Below are 20,095 nucleotides of genomic sequence, written 5' to 3' on the forward strand. Positions count from 1 at the left end.
TGGGAGTCTTACTGCCTATAAATAGCGAGATAAAAAAATAAAAATTCATAGGCTTATTTTTTTGTTACAATAAAGGGAAGTTACTTTTTGCAACGGTTTAACTCTCAAGAAAAATGATATATCTAGCAAAAACATAGTTTGGTCTATATAATGCAACTTCTACCTATTAGAGTAACATGCACCCYTTTACATACAACATCATTTTTCTAAATTATACAGGGGGAACGAACATGACCATTGAAAAACAATTTATCCAAAAGATTTACTATAAAACATTTTTAACAGAAGACTCTTCCATTCCGGTAGCGGAAGTACTCGGTGAAGCATATATAAATGAATCAAAAAATGAATTCTCCAACATATCTAATATTCGCTTTGCACAAGGTGAAGTTTATTTCCAAACTAACGACTTTGAAGCCGCTATATTCAAATGGGAGAAAGTAAATAATGAACTTGCTCTCTGGGCTATGAAGAATATTGCAGATGCTTATTTCGAATTAGATTTCTTACCAAAAGCAGAAGAAATTTATAAATCTATCCAAACAGAAGATACAACTCTTACGATGGAAGTTTCCCTACAACTTCTTTCTCTTTATATCGAGCAAAATCGTTTAGGTCTAGCATTTAAGACGATTAGTGACGCTGTTGCGTTTCAACCGGACTATCCAAATATTACTGCAATCGCTCGATCGTTCTATGAAAAACAAGAAGATTGGAATAATGCTATTGAACTAGCGGTTCAAGAAGGAATTCGAACTAAATCTTTACACTGGTTTGATACTTTAATCAATTATGTAAACAGAGGCTTTACTAACAAGATAAAACCTGAGTATTTCTATGAATCTTTAAAAGCCTTATATGCTATTGATCAAGTTCAGTTTAAAGAACTTGTTATTTCACTTTGGAACAGCTATGAAAATGAATCATTCCATCTACCTTGGATTCAAACAATAAATCACCTATTCTTACATATTGAAGTAGATGCTAATGATGATTGGAATGAAATTTCTACTCGCTATCAAGAGACGTACTTCGAATTGATTACTGGACAACATTTCATGCACGAATTACAAGGACTTGTACCAGATTTATTAACAAATTGGTTTAGTTTAACGAAAGCGGAAGATTCTTTACTTGTCTCCGCAGCAGTATTAGCATGGAATGAAGTTTCACCGACAACTCTAGAATCATTACTCGTAAAAAGCGCATTTGCCTTACTTTCAAATGCATCAGCTCATGCAAATGTTGATATGGCAGACGTATCAGCATTATTTGAAACGATTGCTGTATGGGCTGAGAAGAATGATGTAGATTTAGGTCATCAATTCACACTACTTGTTCGTGAGTTATACGATTTAACTGTTACACAACTTCTAGTAGCAGGAGCTAGCGATTATGATAAATCAGCCTTTATTAACTCTATACTAGGAGAAAATATATTAAATGAGGCTATAACAACTTCAATTACATTTAAAGATGATAGTCAAACTGAAATAACTGAGCTTACAGAACTAGATATACGAAATATACCAAACTTTGACGAACTTCATAACATACTAGCGGTACCTTCTCAGTCAAAACTAGAAAGAAAATGTATTGAAGTTAAATTACCAAGTAGATTTTTACGAAAAAATAAGTTTTCATTCCTTGTCACACCTACTGTGCATGGACAACTTGACAAAAACAGCTCTCACTTTGAATACTTACAGGCAGCAGATAGTCTCATCTATGTACTAAATTCAGCTTCACCATTACATGATGAAGAGCTCGATACATTATTATATATTCGTGAGCAAGTACCAAATTTACAAATTAAATTCGTCTTACAAACAATTGATACGAATACTAGTGAAAATATCACGAACAGCATTAAAAAGAAAATACTCGTACATTTCCCAGAAGCACACTTTTTCCCTTACTCTCCTTCACAAGAGAGTAGTGAACAGCTAGGTAACGTAACAGACTCTATTCTTTCTAACCTTACTCAGCGTAACGTGGAAAAAGAACGCATTGAAAAATTATTATGGTTTATCCAAAAAACAATTGCATACCTTGTAAATGAACGTGTGGAATTAGAAAATACGTTAGTGAAATCCGTTCGCTGGAATAAACATATTTTAGTAAAACTTGATGGTTTTATTAATAATCTTACTGCCATTCAAAAAGATAAAATTCGTTCTATTACAGAATCTTATCTCTTAACGAAAGAAGAGATTACGCAGGATATACATTCTCAAATTCCTGAATTGTTGCAGAGTTGCTCTGACCTCGTTCAAGAAGATAGTGATTTCAAACTGGTCCATGAAGAACTAAATGTAGCAATGAATGAAAGAATTCAAAAACATGTACAGCAAGTGCTTCTTCCTAAATTTACTGGGTCTATTCAAGAATGGATTGAAACTGCTCATAATGAATTCATTCAAGCTCAGGCTTATTTAGATGAAATGAGCGATACCTTTAATAAGCTCTATGAGGAAGAGCGTATTAAACTTCCTTGTGATTTCAAATTACTAGATGACTGGGATAGAGATGTTGCAAGAATGACGAATAGAATTACAGTAGCTAACATCAATATTTTATTACGCTTTACACCGACACAATTTTTCTTAAAGAGTGCAGGGAAATTATTCGGTAATATGCAAAAAAATCAATCTATGCTATCAAATAAATATAAACAATATATTGAAACAGAAGATTATACAGAAGTTGCTCAGATGATTTCAAAACAATTCTTCCTTCAATTTGAAGTATTTGAAGGTGCGCTAGAGCGGGATATCATGATGTTCTTTAAAGACCCTCTTAGCATATTGAAACAAACCGTAGAAGCGGCCCAACTTGAAATACAAGAAGATGAACAAACATTAACAAAGCTAAGAACGAACCCAGAAACTTATCATGATCCTTTAACACTCTTTAAATTGCAATTGTTACAACGAAAATTCATGTTAAATATCGACCAAAATAATGAACATATTGCTTCACAAGAAACAATAAATAAAACACCAACTGTTTAAATAAGAAAAACCAAGCAACTAATTCGCTTGGTTTTTCTTATTTTTAATCTACAATTTTCACATGTTCAAATGGATAATATATCGCCATGAACTTTCCTAATACTTCTGTTCTATCAATTAGCCCTAAGCCGTTCCTACTATCCCTACTAACTAAACGATTATCTCCCATCACAAAAATTTTATTTTTAGGAATTGTAATCGGTCCAAAATCTTCAGTTAAATTGATAAGTAATTTTTCTGCCTGTTTTTTATTATTCTTTAAATACTCTTCATTTTTCACTTGATGATTAACATATAATTGATCATTCTTCATCTCAATTACATCTCCTGGTAATCCAATAACTCTCTTCACGTAGAAATTATCTGTCTTCACGACAATAATATCCTCTCTCTCATAACTTTCAAATCTCTTTGCAAGTTTATTAATAATTACTTTATCTCCATCTTGTAACGTCGGCCTCATCGACGCTCCTTTTACAGTCGTAGGAAAAAACAAAAAGATTTTCGCCAAAAACACCAATAAACATGCAATTGCAATTATTTCAAAGAATTCACGCAAACGTTTTTTCTTTTGCATCATTCCACCATCTCATCATCTTTTTATTTTTATTATAAGTACTCCGACTAGTTAATTTCCACAAAATTCTGAATTATAACATTAGAATATTACAAATATAAAAATAATAATCTCTATAAATTTATTATTTTTATATACTATATTTTCCATCTATCAAGCAGGATTCCCCTTATGAAATCCATACTTAGAAAGTATAAAATACTGCACAAATTAAACAAACAAATATAATAGCATAGCAATAAAAAAGATACTCTCAAAATAGTTTATCAACTATTTTTGAGAGTATCTTTTTATAATCCTACATATACAATACACATCTGCGCTGCGACATATGTAAACCAAATCCAAAGCGGTTCATACTTCAGTTTGCGCCCTCCGATATCTGTCACGCCGATAATAAAATCAGAAATCACAAACAGTAAACCACCAAGTGCTGGTATCCACCATATTCCTATATTCCCGTAATATAAGGCGAATGCAAAACATGCCATTCCTCCAACCCACAAACCGTAAATTAGAGCGCCTATTGTAAAAAGTTTGTCTTGTTTTTCATTTCGAATAAAGAAAAACCACCCTATAATTAGAAAGAGCCCGTATACGAGTAAACCGATCCAAAAACCATTCCATGAAATACCTGTTTGTAAAAATGCTTTCACATAGAAACAATGTGCAAGAGCGAAAGTAACCATTCCTCCAATTAATCGATGACCAATTGGAATTAATCCTGCCATAAATAAATCCCCTACAGTTGATAAAGTCATACCGAGTGCAACCCACGTACTGTACTCAGCCGATGGATCTTGTAACCATATCCAAATTGCACTTCCTGTTAAAGAAAAACTAAGAATAAGACGAACGGCTAAAGGTAACGGCATATTATTTCTCGTTCTCTTCGTCTGTCCTATTGCATAAATTGCTCCCATTAAAAAAAGAATAATTTGCCCGACTAACACAATGTAAAGTACATTCATAATATGTTCTCCTCAATAAATGCTTTATTCTATCTTTTTTTCGTTACATATATCACGTTCTCCTTTTTCTATGTAAAAAAAGAAGAACAATACTGTTCTTCCATTTTAATCGTTTTTCTGTTCTCTATGCTACTTGTTTTTCTTGCTCAACTTTCTTTTTAACCGGTTTACGATTTACTACAATAATTCCCGCTGCGACACATGCTAAACCAAATAGTACAAAGGAATGGATTGCTTCCCCTAAAATTAGACTTGATAGTAGCACACCAAACACTGGTATAAAGAACATATACATCGAGACTTTCCCTACTTTGTTATACTTCATAATTGTATTCCATATACAGAATCCCGCTGCTGATAAGAACGATAAATATATGAGCATAAGTATTGCATGTAGATTAAATGTGAATGGCATCATTCCAACTTGAAATGCACCTATACATAGCAATCCAATTGATCCGAAAATCATCTGATATGCTGTCATATACCCAATATCTAATGTTTTACTACCTTCTTTTGCTAGTATATTTCCATACGAATACATCATTGCTGCCCCAAGAAGTAATAAGCTACCTATTCCAAAATGAAATGATAAACTTCCATCACTCGGTACATTCACTAAAATCACACCGCAAAAACCGATAGCTACTCCAATTACTTTTCGCCTATTTAGAGCATCATCTTTATATAAAAAGTGTGCGAGTAAAATTTGAAAGAATGATGATGTTCCTGAAATAATCGCTCCTTCAATTCCTGAGCTGTAACTCATTCCAATATAAAAACATATATATTGAAGAAAAGTTTGAAACAAGCCAATTTGAACTAACTGCTTTCCTGTTCCTTTTTTGAACTTCATATCTTTTCCTAACGCTTTAAAAAATAATAAGAGCATTACACCAGATAAGAAAAAGCGATAGCCAGCAAATAATATTTGTTCCCCGACTTCTTGTGGCTGAATTCCAAGTTCAGCATAGCTTAATTTAATAAAGGGAAATGCGCTTCCCCATAAAAATGTTGCTACTATTGCAGCAATAAACACGCCAATCGGATGGGTAAAAAATTTCTCTGTCTTCAACTTGATGTCTTCCTTTCCGACCTTTTTATGAACAATATTCATATATACCAAAGGAAATGCGAAAAAACAAGTTTTCAGTTTATCCCGCTATTCGCCGGGCAGTAAAACTCCCACCTCCAAATTCGGCTGGGGCAAAGAAGTTAGCTGGGAGCCCTGCTGCCCGTAAAAGCCCGATTGGCGAGGGCTAATAATCAGCGGGAGATGAACAAAACCCTCACTAATTAAAGTTTCACTTTATACTAAAACAAAAACATATCATCTAAGAAAAACATATGCTATACTATAGAATAATTACAATATAATAACTATTAAAACCAGATTCAACAGAAATGCTGCTATCCATTATGGATGGCAGCTTTCGTCGTTTTATAGGGGTTTCGATTTTGATTCTTTTTCTCAATAAGAATTCGGAAGGAGCGAGTATTAATGAACGCAGAAGTAAAAACATTACAAGCACAAAAAGATATTTCTCATCCCTCTTTATGGGATACATTAAAGAAACATTATGAACTTATATTTGCAATCGCATCTGGTATTTTTATTTTAGCTGGTTGGTTATTCACAAAAAATGATGCAATAAGTGCAGGTATTACTTTATATATCCTTGCTTATGTAGTTGGAGGATTTGCAAAAGCAAAAGAAGGTATTGAAGACACAATTGAAGAGAAAGAGCTAAATGTTGAAATGCTCATGATTTTTGCAGCTATCGGTGCCGCAGTTATTGGTTACTGGGCAGAGGGTGCTATTTTAATCTTCATCTTTGCATTAAGCGGAGCAATGGAATCTTATACATTAAGTAAAAGCCAAAAAGAAATTTCAGCGCTTCTTGATCTACAACCTGAAGAAGCATTACGTATTTCAAACGGAATTGAGGAACGTGTTCCAGTTGAACAATTACAAATTAACGATATTATTTTAATTAAGCCAGGTGAGCGTGTTCCTGCTGATGGCACAATTCATACTGGTGAAACAAATATTGATGAAGCTGCTATTACAGGAGAACCCATTCCGAATGAGAAAAAATTCGGCGATGAAGTATTTGCCGGCACTGTGAATTTACGTGGTGCTATTGAAGTTAAAATTACGAAGCCGAGCGATCAAACATTATTCCAAAAGATTATTCGTCTCGTTCAAAGTGCACAAAGCGAAAAATCCCCATCACAACTATTCATCGAAAAATTTGAAGGAACATACGTAAAAGGTGTACTACTTGTTGTTGCGCTTATGATGTTTGTTCCTCATTTCTTACTTGATTGGAGTTGGAATGAAACGTTTTATCGCGCAATGATCTTACTTGTAGTCGCTTCTCCTTGTGCGCTAGTTGCAGCCATTACACCAGCAACTTTATCAGCAATTTCAAACGGAGCGAGAAACGGTATTCTCTTTAAAGGTGGTATTCATTTAGAACGTCTAGCTTCAGTAAAGGCGATTGCCTTTGATAAAACAGGAACATTAACACAAGGAAAACCTACTGTAACAGATGTATATGTTCGAGAAGGCATAGCAGAAAGTGAAGTACTTTCTATTACAGCAGCGATTGAAAGTCACTCTACACATCCTTTAGCAGAAGCGATTGTTAAATATGCAAAACATGCTTACGACATTACGATAAAAAAACCAGAAAACGTTGAAGATGTAACTGGTTTTGGATTAAAAGGAATATTAGAAAACAAATCTTATAAAATTGGTAAAGCTGATTTTATTGGAGAAGAAACAAAGACATTTCATAATGGCATTTCTGCTTCACTTGAAAAAGAGGGGAAAACTGTCGTTTATATTAGTGATGAGGATGGTATTCTTGGACTGATCGCTTTAAAAGATACCCTTCGCCAAGAAACGATAGCGGCTATTCGTGATTTGCAAAGCATTGGTGTCGAAGCAATCATGATTACTGGTGATAATGAAGAAACAGCAAAAGCAATTGCCAATGAAAGTAATATAAAAGAATATTACGCATCATGTTTACCGGAAACAAAAGTTGAAACGATAAAGCAGTTAAAAGAAAAGTACGGCATAGTCGCCATGGTTGGAGATGGTATAAACGATGCACCTGCACTCGCAACTTCTAGTATTGGTGTTGCAATGGGTGAAGGAACAGACGTAGCATTAGAGACTGCAGACGTTGTTCTTATGAAAAACGAATTATCTCGTCTCTCTCAAGCAATCCGTTTATCAAAACGAATTAACCGTATTGTGAGGCAAAACGTTATCTTCTCTTTAGCTGTCATTGCAATGCTGATTTGTTCTAATTTCTTGCAGTTTTTAGCTCTTCCATTCGGTGTTATTGGACATGAAGGAAGTACCATTCTTGTAATCTTGAATGGCTTACGATTATTAAAAGGAAATAAGTAACGGGTCCCTGATAAAGGACCCGTTTTTTTTAATGGTAGCTATTGTGACCGTTCGCACTACTGCTCGTTTTATGCTTTGGATGCGAACTGCTCTTTTGTTTATTATTACTTTTATTATTGTGGTTCTTTTTATTATTACTCATGAAATATCCCCCCTGTTCCCTTTTATTATGGAACAAGAGCTCATTTTTCATTACGGGAATTATTGTCACCCGTTCTATAATGATGGAGTAAACCATTAATTTCACCGCCAAGTAAAATTACCCACGCAGTTAAGTAAAACCATAACATTAAAATAATGATACCACCGAGACCACCATATGTATTAGCGTAATTTGCAAATTTATCTACATAATAGGCAAATGAGTACGATACCACAATCCATCCTACAGTAGCAAATATTGCTCCCGATATGACTTCTCTTCGCTTTAATTTCCGATCAGGCGCAAATGTATATAAAAAGCTAAACAAAGCGATTAAGACAAAGAAACTTGCTACTAAACGCGTAATACTCCAAACATAAGAAAAACTATCCGATAAACCAATTGCTTTAAACACGGCTGCCCCAATCACTTGTCCAAATACTGGGACGATTAGTGCAAACACAATCATAAAAATTATCGCTAACGTGAACACGATAGATAAAGCTCTTGTTTTAATAAAAGAACGGGTTTCTGTTACATCATAAGCACGGTTAAAAGCGTTCATAACCGCATTCACCCCGTTTGAAGCAAACCATAACATCGATAGTAAACCGAATGATAATAAACCACCATTTTGTTCGTTTACAACTTTATCTACGTTTACTTCAATTAAGTTCATCGCATCTTCTGGTACGTACGGTTCTAATAAATTGAGCACACTTTCTGTTTGAAGGTCAATAAAGCCAAGAAGCGTAATTAAGAAAACAAGCCCAGGGAAAATCGCAAGCAAGAAGAAATAAGCGAGCTGTGCTGCTAAGCCCGCTACATCATCGCGCATCGTCCGGTCATATAAATCTTTCCCAAACGAAAAAGTGCGATTTCTTTTTGCTTTTTCTAGAAATTTCCTCATATTTTTTAGACGCTTTTCTTCTCTTCTTTATTTTGCTTTAGCTCAATGTATGCTTCAGTTTTTTTTTCCTCTGCATTTGAGTCTTTCATAAATAATTCACGCGCTTCTTTCATACCACCATCTTCAGCTACCACTGGCTCTTCTTCTGCTTTAAGCTCATCTACCTTTGGAGATACAGCTTGAATTTCAATCGTTTCCGGCTTTTCTACTGGCACGATTTTTTTCTTACTAAAAATTTCTTTCGTTTCTTTTAACGTTTCTACAACAGACGGCGTCAATTTTTTGATTTCTGCTACTTTCGCTTTCACTACATTAAAATCAGCAAGTTCGCGTCCTTTATCTGTAACAGTTTGCACTTTTTCTTTTATCTTCGCATTTTCACCAATTTCAATCATCTTTGTTTTTGCTTTTTCTGCCGTGTTTTTTACTTTTTCACGGTTTTCTTTCTTTAACATAGATACAGCTACACCTGCAGCTACACCAATCGCAATGTTTCGAGCAATATTATTTTTCTTTGCCATATTCCTTCACCCTTTCATTTCTTATATTAGAAAGTATTACTTTCTAAGCTTCCTCATATTCCTTGTTCATTTCGAATGAAAGCTACTAGCTTTGCACACCCTTCTGTTACAAGGTCATACACTTCTTGGAAGTTCCCTGTAAAGTAAGGGTCAGGAACGTCTGTCCAGCCACCGTCTGGAACAAAATCGGACAGTCTACCAATATAGCCTCCAGTTTTACCAAAACTTTTTAAATCCGCTATATTCTTGTTGTCCATGGCAATAATATAATCAAACTTTGTTAAGTCTTCTTTTTCTACTTGGCGTGCTTTAATTCCTTCAAAAGAGACTTCATTTTCTTTTAAAATTTTTTTTGTTCCTTTATGTGGTGGATGACCAATATGCCAATCTCCAGTTCCTGCAGAATCAATGACAATTTTCTCTTCGAGTCCCTCTTTTACGACAAGATCCCGAAAAATTGCTTCTGCCATTGGAGAACGACAAATGTTCCCAAGACAAACAAACAATACTCGGACCATATTTTTGTTTCTTCCTTTCTTGGTGCAGTTCTTGCTATATACTTATATAGTATAAACAACCAATTATTAATTATAAAGGAAATCCCTACTAATTTAATAGGATTGAAAAGTTTCATTAACGAAAATGATAAAAAAATGTTAAGATAACCTTATGTTATTTTAAAGGGGGACACTTCGGTGGATTTATCCGTAAAATCAGAAGCAAACGTTGAATATATGGTAGAAGCTATTAAAGAAAAATTACGCATGGTTAATGCTGGAGCAATGAGAGCTGCTAGTTTTAACGAAGAAATGTACGAGGACTTACGTGACATTTATGAGCACGTTATGAAACGTGAAACATTCAGTATTAGTGAAATGCAAGCTATTACAGAAGAGTTAGGTACATTAATTAAAAAATAACAAAGAGCCTCATAGATAGAGGCTCTTTTTAATTTCAACAAATTCATGACAACTCTACGCTTTTCCTCATCACATTCTAAAATACTGTACAATGAAAGTAGAACCTCATCTTAGATTTTTTTCTCCATACATACTACTCTAAAAAAATTGCCACACTACCATTGCTAACTGTTTTTACTGGGGGTGCTTACTTATGAGCAATTGGTACAGTAAGACGAAAGATCAAACATTAATAGACCTAGAAACAAATGAACAACACGGTTTAACAGATGAAATCGTAAATGAACGTTTAAAGCAATATGGCCCTAATGAATTAACAACAAAACAAAAACGTACTTTATGGCAACGCATTTTCTCCCAAATTAACGACGTCCTCGTATACGTCCTTATTATTGCTGCCCTTATTTCCGCCTTTGTAGGTGAATGGGCCGATGCAAGTATTATCGCGCTCGTTGTTATTTTAAATGCAGTTATCGGTGTCATCCAAGAATCAAAGGCCGAGCAAGCTTTAGAAGCACTAAAGAAAATGGCGACACCTAAAGCTATCGTAAAACGAGACGGCGAACTAAAAGAAATCCCATCTGAGCACGTCGTTCCAGGTGATATCGTTATGCTTGATGCCGGACGATATATACCATGTGATTTACGGCTTATCGAAACTGCTAATTTAAAGGTTGAAGAATCTGCTCTAACTGGTGAATCTGTCCCCGTTGATAAAGATGCAGTCTACCATCCTTCCATGCAAAGTGATGAACAAGTACCGTTAGGCGATCAAAAAAACATGGCTTTTATGTCGACGCTAGTAACATACGGACGTGGCGTCGGCGTTGCTGTTGAAACTGGGATGCACTCACAAATTGGTAAGATTGCTACCCTTTTACATGAAGCAGACGATGATATGACACCACTTCAAAAAAGCTTAGCACAAGTAGGAAAATATTTAGGCTTTGTCGCTGTAGCTATTTGTGCTACTATGTTTCTCATCGGTTTTTTACAAGGACGAGATACTTTAGAAATGTTTATGACTGCAATTAGTTTAGCTGTTGCAGCCATTCCAGAAGGTTTGCCAGCTATCGTTTCTATTGTCCTTGCCATCGGCGTTCAACGTATGATTAAACAAAATGTTATTATTCGTAAACTACCAGCTGTTGAAGCTCTCGGTTCTGTCACAATTATTTGTTCAGATAAAACGGGTACATTAACTCAAAATAAAATGACTGTTACTCACTTTTATAGTGATCGCACATACGATCATTTAGAAAATTTGAATGTAAATAATGATATACACCGCCTACTATTAGAAAATATGGTTTTATGTAACGATGCTTCTTACGGTACCGACTCACAAACAGGGGATCCTACAGAAATCGCCCTTCTTGTTGCCGGAAGCTCTTTTAACATTCAAAAAGATCAGTTAGAAAATACACATGAACGCGTTAACGAGCTCCCTTTCGATTCAGATCGTAAAATGATGTCAACCGTGCATACATACGATGAAAGCTACTATAGCATGACGAAAGGTGCTATTGATAAACTTTTACCTCACTGCACCCATATCTTTATAAATAACAAAATCGAGGTCCTAACAGATTCTGATAAAAATCAAATATTAGACGCTGCCGGGTCAATGTCTCAAGAAGCTTTAAGAGTACTTTCATTCGCATTTAAACAATACAATTCAAGCGATGTGGATATAAATCATCTCGAAGAAAATCTCATCTTTATCGGTCTTGTCGGTATGATTGATCCACCACGTACAGAAGTAAAAGATTCCATTACAGAGTGTAAAAAAGCTGGTATTCGTACAGTTATGATTACTGGCGATCATAAGGATACCGCCTTTGCAATTGCCAAAGAACTTGGTATCGCTGAAGAAAAATCTGAAATTATGATTGGAACTGAATTAGATAACATTTCAGATACAGAACTAGCAAGTAAAATTAATCATTTAAATGTATTCGCTAGGGTCTCTCCAGAACATAAAGTGAAGATCGTAAAAGCATTACGTGCAAAAGGAAATATCGTTTCTATGACTGGTGATGGTGTCAATGATGCTCCATCTTTAAAGCAAGCTGATGTTGGCGTAGCGATGGGCATTACAGGAACAGACGTCGCAAAAGGCGCAGCAGATGTAGTTTTAACAGACGATAACTTCTCATCTATTGTGAGAGCTGTTGAAGAAGGAAGAAATATTTATCGTAATATTAAAAAGTCTATTCTCTTCCTACTCTCTTGTAACTTCGGCGAAATTATAGCTCTCTTTTTAGCTATTTTACTCGGCTGGGCAACACCACTACGCCCTATTCACATTTTGTGGGTAAATTTAATTACAGATACACTGCCTGCATTATCACTCGGTGTTGATCCTGAAGATCCAGATGTGATGAAGGAAAAACCACGACATGCGAAAGAAAGCTTATTTAGCGGCAGCGTTCCTTTTCTTATTTTCAATGGGGTTGTAATTGGACTTCTTACTTTAACAGCCTTTATCGTCGGGGCAAAGCTCTATACAGGAGATACAAATTTATTTCCTCTCTTCCCAGATCAAATTGATGAAGACGCTCTATTACACGCTCAAACGATGGCATTTGTCGTTCTTAGTTTTTCTCAACTCGTTCATTCATTTAACTTACGTTCAAGAACGAAATCAATTTTTTCAATTGGGATATTTACAAATAAATATTTAGTCTTCTCACTTCTAATCGGTGTTCTTATGCAAGTGTGTATTATCTCCATCCCACCTCTTGCCAATATATTCGGTGTGCATGCATTAACAATGCAAGATTGGGGATTTGTTCTCTTGTTAAGTATCATTCCGCTTGTTGTAAATGAAATCATTAAATTATTTAAGAGAAAATAAAAGGCAATGAGGACTGTTCCTCATTGCCTTTTATTTATCCTTGTAATTCTTTTTTGATGTTCTCTGTTAATGTAGCCATGCGCTTGCGGCTTTCTTCACGCTCACGTTTATTTTGCTCTTCAATTTGTTGTGTTTCTTGCATACCTCTTGAAATAATGTTCCAAGTTTCCTCAAGTGTTTCCATCTTAATACTAGAAGAACCTGATAATCTCGCTACTTCCACACTTTGAGTTGCGATATTTTGTGCATTTTTCTTAAGTAATTCATTTGTACGGCGATCAAGTTCAGCCATAGAATCCGCAACAAGCTTTTGACGTTTCGCATTTACCGCTTGAATGATACCATTTTTAAAGATAGGAATCGTTGTAATAAATGCTGTATTGATTTTACCGATTAATTTATTGTTACCGCGTTGAATCATACGAATTTGTGGTGCTGTTAATAGAGCAACCATACGTGCTTTTTCTAAATCATCAATACGCTGTTCTAAAATTTCAACAGAGTTTTTAAGCGATTCTAATTCAATACCCGCTAACTGATCATTATTACGTATGCGCTCTTCGTACATCGGAACTAACTCTGTATTTAAACGCTCTAATAACATTTCCCCTGCTACTACGTATTTTTCTAAGTCTAAATAATACTTTAAGTTTTGCTCATATAAACCATCTAACGTACCAATTGATTTTTTCATTTCATCTTGATACTTCGTAATTTCTACGTATACTTTATCCATTTCGCGACCCATCGTCTGATACTTACTAAAGATTTGTTCAATCATTTTATCTGCTTTTTTGAACATACGTGAGAAGAAACCACTTTTCTCTTCCGCAAAGTCTTTACTATCAAATCTGTCCATAATTTTACCGAGCTGTTTTAATAATTCACCAGAGTCTTCTACTTTCGATAAAGACATTGTATGTAAAATTTGATCAGCGAAACGTGAAATTTCCATAGAAGGTTCTTTTCCGAGTTCAATTAATTCTAATTGATCTTTAATGTCTACTGCGTTATAAATACGTTGCACTTCTGCATCTTGTCTAAGTTGCAAGCGAACATCTTGTGCGGTTTGCTCATTCAATTCTGTTTTCGAATCTAGTACGACTGGGTTATTCATATGGTATTCTCCCTTTCCTTATAAAAATGGACGAAATAGTCCTTTTATTGTTTGTGATAAATTTTTATAGGCTGATGAACCATGAAATTCAAGATCGAAATTAACTTCTTCAAGCCAATGTGAATCAAATGCTCCTGATTGAATATACGGTTCAATATCGTTTCTCCCCGTTGGATTAAAGTGGAATACATCTACTCCAATTTGATTTAAAAATAGTAATAACACAGCATCAGAACGACTTAATTCTCCGCTCTTCTCATTATTAAATATAACAATTTTCGGTACTTCTTGCGAATAATCAAATTTCTCAAGCTGCTCTAAAATGTTCGGTGGTATTTGAGAGAGTTGTGCGAAAACATACAGCGCTACATCTTGTTTCGTCTCTTTCGCAATTGGTTTACACATTTCACTTTCACACGTATGGATCATTGCTTCTGCAATACCATGTTGTAATCCTTCTGGTAAACGCTTATGCGGCCACCAATGGCTGTTCATAATTAAATCCGGATGTAACTTTCCCCCGCGGTCCAATGCATCTCGATAATGATATTGGAAATTTGCTTTTTGTTCTTTCGTAAACGGGAATGTATTAATTAATAAACTGTTATCAAATGATGTAACAGCCTTTAATCGCTGAAAATACTCTTTATCATTTTTTGAAACACCTGATATTTTCGCAAATAAAGAAGGGATATAAATGTGTTTATTCTCAACAAAGAATGTCGGGCGTACAAATGCCTTTTCTTTCGTAATTAAAAAGAGTTCATCATACGTTGTTTTAAGCGTACGAGCTACAGGCGTATACGAACGGAATTGCCACGGCTTGTACAACAGTGAATTATCGTGGTGAAGTACTTGCTCAATTTCTTTTGAAGCTTGATACGCTACTGTTGCAACACGTTCGCGGCGGCGATCTGGAAATGGCTCAAGAGAAATACGACCTGCATGAGACACAACAAAACTTCTTCCTTCCTCATCAATATTCTCAAATCCATCTTTTCCTTCTGGGTGATAATAAAGCACATCACAGCCGAGCATAATAAGAAAGTGTAAGAAATATATACGACTCTCCGTCGCATCACCGTACCAAACGATACGCGGCATTTGCTTCTTATAATTAATTGTAGAAAACCACTTTGCTACGTAATTTTCACTTAATTTAATCATATCGATTAAGAAACGCCGGAATCCTTCTGTTTTTAAAGATTGATTATGTTGCTTCTCATACAATTTCAATACAGAAATAAACGTCGTATGTATATAATGCTGTAAATCAGGATTGTCTACTTGCGGTAATAGTTGTTTTCCAGACAAATGTGCTACAAGCCTATTGACGGTAAGTCCATTCGGCGCTTCTTGATGTAATGCAAAAACTTCTTGAATATGGCGCAGTTTTTCGGGATCAATCACCTTATTTAAATTTTGTTCATGCAAAACCTCGATCCCTTTTGCTTCACTATAATCAAATAACACATTGATATATTCATCTACATCATTAGGGACACCAAGAATTCGACTTGCTATGTAACTAAATTTCATCTCATTCTCTGTCAGTTCATATTGTGGACGTTTTTCTAAAAGCGCTTCAAATTGCTTTAAATCTGATTCTTCTTTTAATGCACATGGTTGAAGTGTAAAACGTGAAAACACAACAGTTCACCTCCAAAAACATTTACGTTTTTTCTAAAGTTTCTCTTCTATTATAAACTATTTTTAGTTATAAAAAATGGGCGCTCGCATAACGAGCAAACCCATTTCAATTATTTATGTTCACTTTTAGTAGCTGCAACTTCTTCTTTAGCTTGTCCAGAATTCTTCATGTAGTGAAGTATAAATGTTGCTCCAAACGCTATAACTAAAATAATAAAGAACAGCGTATGACTTACTTCAATATGAATGACAGACAGTAGCATTTTTGCTGCAATAATTAAAATTAAAATATATGCTGTCGTTTCAAGTTCTGGAATACGCTCTAACAATTTTAAGAATACACCAGCGATACCACGCATCATTAAAATACCGAGCATTCCACCTAATAGTAAAATCCAAACTTCATTCGATACACCAAATGCAGCAAGTACACTATCTACAGAGAATGCGATATCCATTAATTCAACCATCGCAACCGTCCCCCAGAAAACACCGAACATTCTGAAGAGAATACTGTTTTGGTTCATACCATGGGCTTCCGCTTCTTCTGAATTGCCTTTTCTTTTATCAATGAAATATTTAATTGATAGCCAAGCTAAGTAAAGCGCACCTAACACTTTTACCCAGGCCAATTTAATTAAGAACATTCCGATTCCAATTGCAATAAAACGGAATACATAAGCTCCAATCAGTCCATAGAATAATGCTTTTTTTCGTTTTTCTTCTGGAAGATGTTTTACCATTACTGCTAATACGAGTGCATTATCGGCAGATAATAAGCCTTCAAGTACAACAAGTGTACCTATTAACCCCCAAGATACTGGATCTTGTAACACTTTAATCCACATGTCCAAGTCGAAAAACTGAGCATACGTATCAAGGATTCCTTGCAAAATACTCATCTTACCTTTATCCCCTATTCTTTGCTAGATTTATAGAAAGGTCAAAAAAAGGAAACGAATGTCGTTTCCCTTCTTATGCATCCAAGCCATACGCTTTTACAAGCGCACCTAATCCACCTTGGAATCCGCTTCCTACTGCACTAAACTTCCACTGTCCATTATGACGATATAATTCACAAAAGACAACTGCTGTTTCAATGGAGAAATCTTCCCCTAAATCAAAACGAAGAACTTCTTCGTTTGTTTCTTCATTTGCTAAACGAACGAATGCATTTGCAACCTGTCCAAAGTTTTGATTACGGCCTTCACCATCATAAATTGTAACTGTAATAGCAATTTTATGAACATCTGCTGGAACCTTTTTCAAATCGACAACAAGTTGCTCATCATCACCGTCACCTGCACCTGTACGGTTATCTCCTGTATGTAAAACTGATTCACAAGGAGACTGTAAATTATTATAGAAAATAAAATCAGTTTCCTTCGTACATTTCCCGTTCGCATCTAATAAAAAGGCAGATGCATCTAAATCGAAATCAGATCCACCATCATAAGATTTAATATCCCATCCAAGACCAATTACTGCTCTTGATAAACCTGGGCTTGTTTTAGCTAAATCTATTTTCTGTCCTTTTTGCAATTGAATAACCATATATATTCACCTCTATATTTTAATTTTTAAAAATATATCCATCAATAAATACGCGTTTCACTGATGGATATATAAATCTATTACTCTACATCTAAACCAAAGTTATTACATAGAGAACCTAATCCACCTTGGAATCCACTTCCGATTGCATTGAATTTCCATTCACCTGCGTGACGGTATAATTCGCTTACTACTACAGCTGTTTCAATAGAGAAATCTTCTCCTAAATCGTAACGAATTAATTCTGCATTCTTTTCTTCATCCATAATACGTACGAAAGAATTAGAAACTTGTCCGAAGTTTTGGCTGCGGCCTTCTCCATCATAAATTGTAATTGTGAAACAAATACGCTCAATGTTAGCAGGAACATTTTTCAAGTCTATTTTAATTGTTTCATCGTCGCCTTCACCTTCGCCTGTACGGTTATCTCCTAAATGCTCTACAGCACCATTCGCACCTTTTGGATTATTATAGAAGACGAAATCCTCTGCTCCTGAAACTTTACCGTTAGCACCTACTAAGAAGATACTAACATCTAAATCGAAATCGTTTTGTCCATCATAACGATTCGTATCCCAACCAAGTCCTACAAGAACTTTCGAAAGACCTGGATTTGTTTTTGTTAAGTCTACCTTTTGTCCTTTTTTCAATGAAATAGATGCCATATTATACTATTCCTCCTTGGTTTATTTTATTGGTAACGTGATACAATCTCACTTAAGTTTTTATCTTGTGTTCCTTCTCCCACTGCTGAAAACTTCCATTCGTTTCCATGTCGGTACATTTCACCTGCAATTAAAGTCATTTTGCCAGCATAATTATCTGACAAGTTATAACGCGCTAATTCTTCACCTGTTTGTGGGTTTTGAATACGAATATATGCATTGCGAATCATCCCAAAATCTTGACGACGATTTACACAGTCATAAATATTTACAACGAATACTAGACGATTAATACGGCTCGGAACTTTATGTAATTCTACGAAAATTGTTTCGTCGTCACCAGCGCCTTCACCTGTTAAATTATCTCCTGAATGAATGATACTACCACAAGTAGAAAGTTTGTTGCCGAAGTAAACTAAATCATTTTTGTTTAAAAAACGATCCCCTTCTAACATAACAACTGATGCATCACAATCTACATTTGGTTTACTTCCAAATAATGAAGACAGAAATCCACCTGATTGCCCAATTGGATCCCAGCCTAAGCCAACCTGCATTTTCGCTACTCTAGGTTGTCCTTTCGTTAAATCAATCTTTTGTCCTTTTTCTAAAATAATAGGCATGAAGTTTCTTCCTTTCTACAAAGCATTTTCCAACTCGGAAAACATTGTATTCTTCTCTTATATTGTAGCATTATTTATCTAATGAGAAAAAGGATAAATTCTCAATTATATGAAAACAGATACTATATTTATTTATACTGATGTAATAAGTGGTAAATAGAGCCAATCATTCCTGCACAATTACCGCTTTGCGCAAGTTTAATCTCACAATTACTATAAATCTCTTGATTTAAGTATGTTCCTATCTCTTCCTTCACTTCATTTAAGAAATCATCTCCTCTTTCAGTAATTCCCCCACCAATAATAATCATTTTCGGATTAAAAATATAAGCAAGATTGCTAATACCAATCGCCAAATGTTTAAAGAAAATCTTCACGGCTTGAGTAACACCGCTATCACCCTTATCATATAATTCGAAAATTATTTTACCATCCCACTCCTTTTTACCTTTATATCTTCGTACAAGATGAATTAATCCCGAAATTGAGGCAACCTCCTCAAAAGTTTTCCCTTCTATTAACATGTTCCCCCATTCCCCAGCGCCAAACAAATGTCCACGGTATAACTCTCCATTTATAACAATTGCTCCACCAATGCCCGTTCCAAGCGTAAGCATAATAAAATCGCTTTCTCCCCTCCCTGTACCTTTCCATTTCTCTCCTAAGGCTGCACAATTAACATCATTTTCAATAGATACAGGAACTTTTAATACTTCTTGTAATCTCTCAACAATAGAAATATTAGCATAACGCGGAATATGATCCACACCTCCCGTTATAACTCCTTTATCAATATCAACAATTCCCGCTGTACTAATACCAATTCCGGAAATAGTATATTCAGTCATTAACTTTTTTGATAAATATATAAGCTTTTGAACAATTTGTTCCCCGCCCAAGTGAATTTCTGTCGGGACCTTTTTATGTATTAGTACTACACCTATTTCTGAAACAATTCCATATTTAATTTGCGTACCACCAATATCAAATGCAATATATTCTTTCATCCGTTGCCACTTCCTCTACTGTTATGAGTGTAAATTCTCCATCACTCTACTGTTTGCAAGGAATTTACATTAACTCTTTTCTCCCTTTAGAAATACACCACCTTTTTCTATATATAGTTTTTTTTGCATAAAACTCT

At 35.0% G+C, this 20,095-nt stretch carries 17 protein-coding genes; 4 read left to right on the forward strand and 13 right to left on the reverse strand.

Annotated features, from left to right (window positions below):
* Nucleotides 1-230 precede the first annotated feature (230 nt).
* Nucleotides 231-3,014, forward strand: a complete 2,784-nt coding sequence (locus AC1DKZ_RS19185; protein WP_431182626.1) for a tetratricopeptide repeat protein — start codon at nt 231-233, stop codon at nt 3,012-3,014.
* Between the two features lie 43 nt (nt 3,015-3,057).
* Here AC1DKZ_RS19185 and lepB read toward each other — a convergent pair whose 3' ends face one another.
* The 3 genes from lepB to AC1DKZ_RS19200 all read right to left on the reverse strand — a co-directional run bounded on the left by lepB (nt 3,058) and on the right by AC1DKZ_RS19200 (nt 5,637).
* Nucleotides 3,058-3,594, reverse strand: a complete 537-nt coding sequence (gene lepB, locus AC1DKZ_RS19190; protein ID WP_002010249.1) for a signal peptidase I — start codon at nt 3,592-3,594, stop codon at nt 3,058-3,060.
* 287 nt (nt 3,595-3,881) lie between these two features.
* A complete protein-coding gene (locus AC1DKZ_RS19195) occupies nt 3,882-4,562 on the reverse strand; it encodes a lysoplasmalogenase (protein WP_476996856.1) in 681 nt (226 codons plus the stop codon).
* A 124-nt stretch (nt 4,563-4,686) separates the two neighbouring features.
* The gene (locus tag AC1DKZ_RS19200) at nt 4,687-5,637 is read right to left on the reverse strand and encodes a DMT family transporter (RefSeq protein WP_002139517.1); all 951 of its coding nucleotides are present in this window, start codon (nt 5,635-5,637) and stop codon (nt 4,687-4,689) included.
* 426 nt (nt 5,638-6,063) lie between these two features.
* Here AC1DKZ_RS19200 and AC1DKZ_RS19205 point away from each other — a divergent pair, with 426 nt between their 5' ends.
* The gene (locus AC1DKZ_RS19205) at nt 6,064-7,989 is read left to right on the forward strand and encodes a heavy metal translocating P-type ATPase (protein WP_476996857.1); all 1,926 of its coding nucleotides are present in this window, start codon (nt 6,064-6,066) and stop codon (nt 7,987-7,989) included.
* Nucleotides 7,990-8,171: 182 nt separating this feature from the next.
* Here the strand turns inward: AC1DKZ_RS19205 and AC1DKZ_RS19210 are convergent, their stop codons facing one another.
* The 3 genes from AC1DKZ_RS19210 to AC1DKZ_RS19220 are packed head-to-tail and all read right to left on the reverse strand — an operon-like array spanning nt 8,172 to nt 10,080.
* Entirely contained in the window at nt 8,172-9,041 is an 870-nt protein-coding gene (locus AC1DKZ_RS19210; RefSeq protein WP_002063656.1) for a YihY/virulence factor BrkB family protein, read from the reverse strand.
* A gap of 5 nt (nt 9,042-9,046) precedes the next feature.
* Nucleotides 9,047-9,562 (reverse strand): DUF4075 domain-containing protein, encoded by a 516-nt coding sequence (locus AC1DKZ_RS19215; RefSeq protein ID WP_002115844.1) that lies wholly within the window; start codon nt 9,560-9,562, stop codon nt 9,047-9,049.
* 53 nt (nt 9,563-9,615) lie between these two features.
* Entirely contained in the window at nt 9,616-10,080 is a 465-nt protein-coding gene (locus AC1DKZ_RS19220) for a low molecular weight protein-tyrosine-phosphatase (protein WP_002091191.1), read from the reverse strand.
* A gap of 177 nt (nt 10,081-10,257) precedes the next feature.
* Between AC1DKZ_RS19220 and AC1DKZ_RS19225 the strand changes: the two genes are divergently transcribed.
* Together AC1DKZ_RS19225 and AC1DKZ_RS19230 are read left to right on the forward strand one after the other, a co-directional pair.
* Complete coding sequence (locus AC1DKZ_RS19225) at nt 10,258-10,482, forward strand: DUF1128 domain-containing protein (RefSeq protein WP_002010236.1); 225 nt, start codon at nt 10,258-10,260, stop codon at nt 10,480-10,482.
* Between the two features lie 193 nt (nt 10,483-10,675).
* Entirely contained in the window at nt 10,676-13,342 is a 2,667-nt protein-coding gene (locus AC1DKZ_RS19230) for a cation-translocating P-type ATPase (protein ID WP_476996858.1), read from the forward strand.
* A 34-nt stretch (nt 13,343-13,376) separates the two neighbouring features.
* Here AC1DKZ_RS19230 and AC1DKZ_RS19235 read toward each other — a convergent pair whose 3' ends face one another.
* The 7 genes from AC1DKZ_RS19235 to AC1DKZ_RS19265 form a co-directional block, all read right to left on the reverse strand.
* Nucleotides 13,377-14,459, reverse strand: coding sequence for a toxic anion resistance protein (locus AC1DKZ_RS19235; RefSeq protein WP_002029585.1), 1,083 nt, complete (start codon nt 14,457-14,459; stop codon nt 13,377-13,379).
* 18 nt (nt 14,460-14,477) lie between these two features.
* Complete coding sequence (locus AC1DKZ_RS19240) at nt 14,478-16,109, reverse strand: YceG family protein (RefSeq protein ID WP_476996859.1); 1,632 nt, start codon at nt 16,107-16,109, stop codon at nt 14,478-14,480.
* A gap of 110 nt (nt 16,110-16,219) precedes the next feature.
* Nucleotides 16,220-17,011 (reverse strand): TerC family protein, encoded by a 792-nt coding sequence (locus AC1DKZ_RS19245; RefSeq protein WP_113937979.1) that lies wholly within the window; start codon nt 17,009-17,011, stop codon nt 16,220-16,222.
* Between the two features lie 73 nt (nt 17,012-17,084).
* Entirely contained in the window at nt 17,085-17,663 is a 579-nt protein-coding gene (locus AC1DKZ_RS19250) for a TerD family protein (protein ID WP_002091197.1), read from the reverse strand.
* Nucleotides 17,664-17,743: 80 nt separating this feature from the next.
* Nucleotides 17,744-18,328: a TerD family protein gene (locus tag AC1DKZ_RS19255; protein ID WP_002010225.1), complete on the reverse strand. Its 585-nt coding sequence runs from the start codon at nt 18,326-18,328 to the stop codon at nt 17,744-17,746.
* 26 nt (nt 18,329-18,354) lie between these two features.
* On the reverse strand, nt 18,355-18,951 hold the full coding sequence (locus tag AC1DKZ_RS19260) for a TerD family protein (RefSeq protein WP_113937980.1): 597 nt from the start codon (nt 18,949-18,951) through the stop codon (nt 18,355-18,357).
* A 128-nt stretch (nt 18,952-19,079) separates the two neighbouring features.
* Nucleotides 19,080-19,958 (reverse strand): ROK family protein, encoded by an 879-nt coding sequence (locus tag AC1DKZ_RS19265; RefSeq protein WP_404449305.1) that lies wholly within the window; start codon nt 19,956-19,958, stop codon nt 19,080-19,082.
* Between the last annotated feature and the right edge of the window lie 137 nt (nt 19,959-20,095).

The sequence above is a fragment of the Bacillus sp. 05T21 genome (assembly GCF_056396785.1).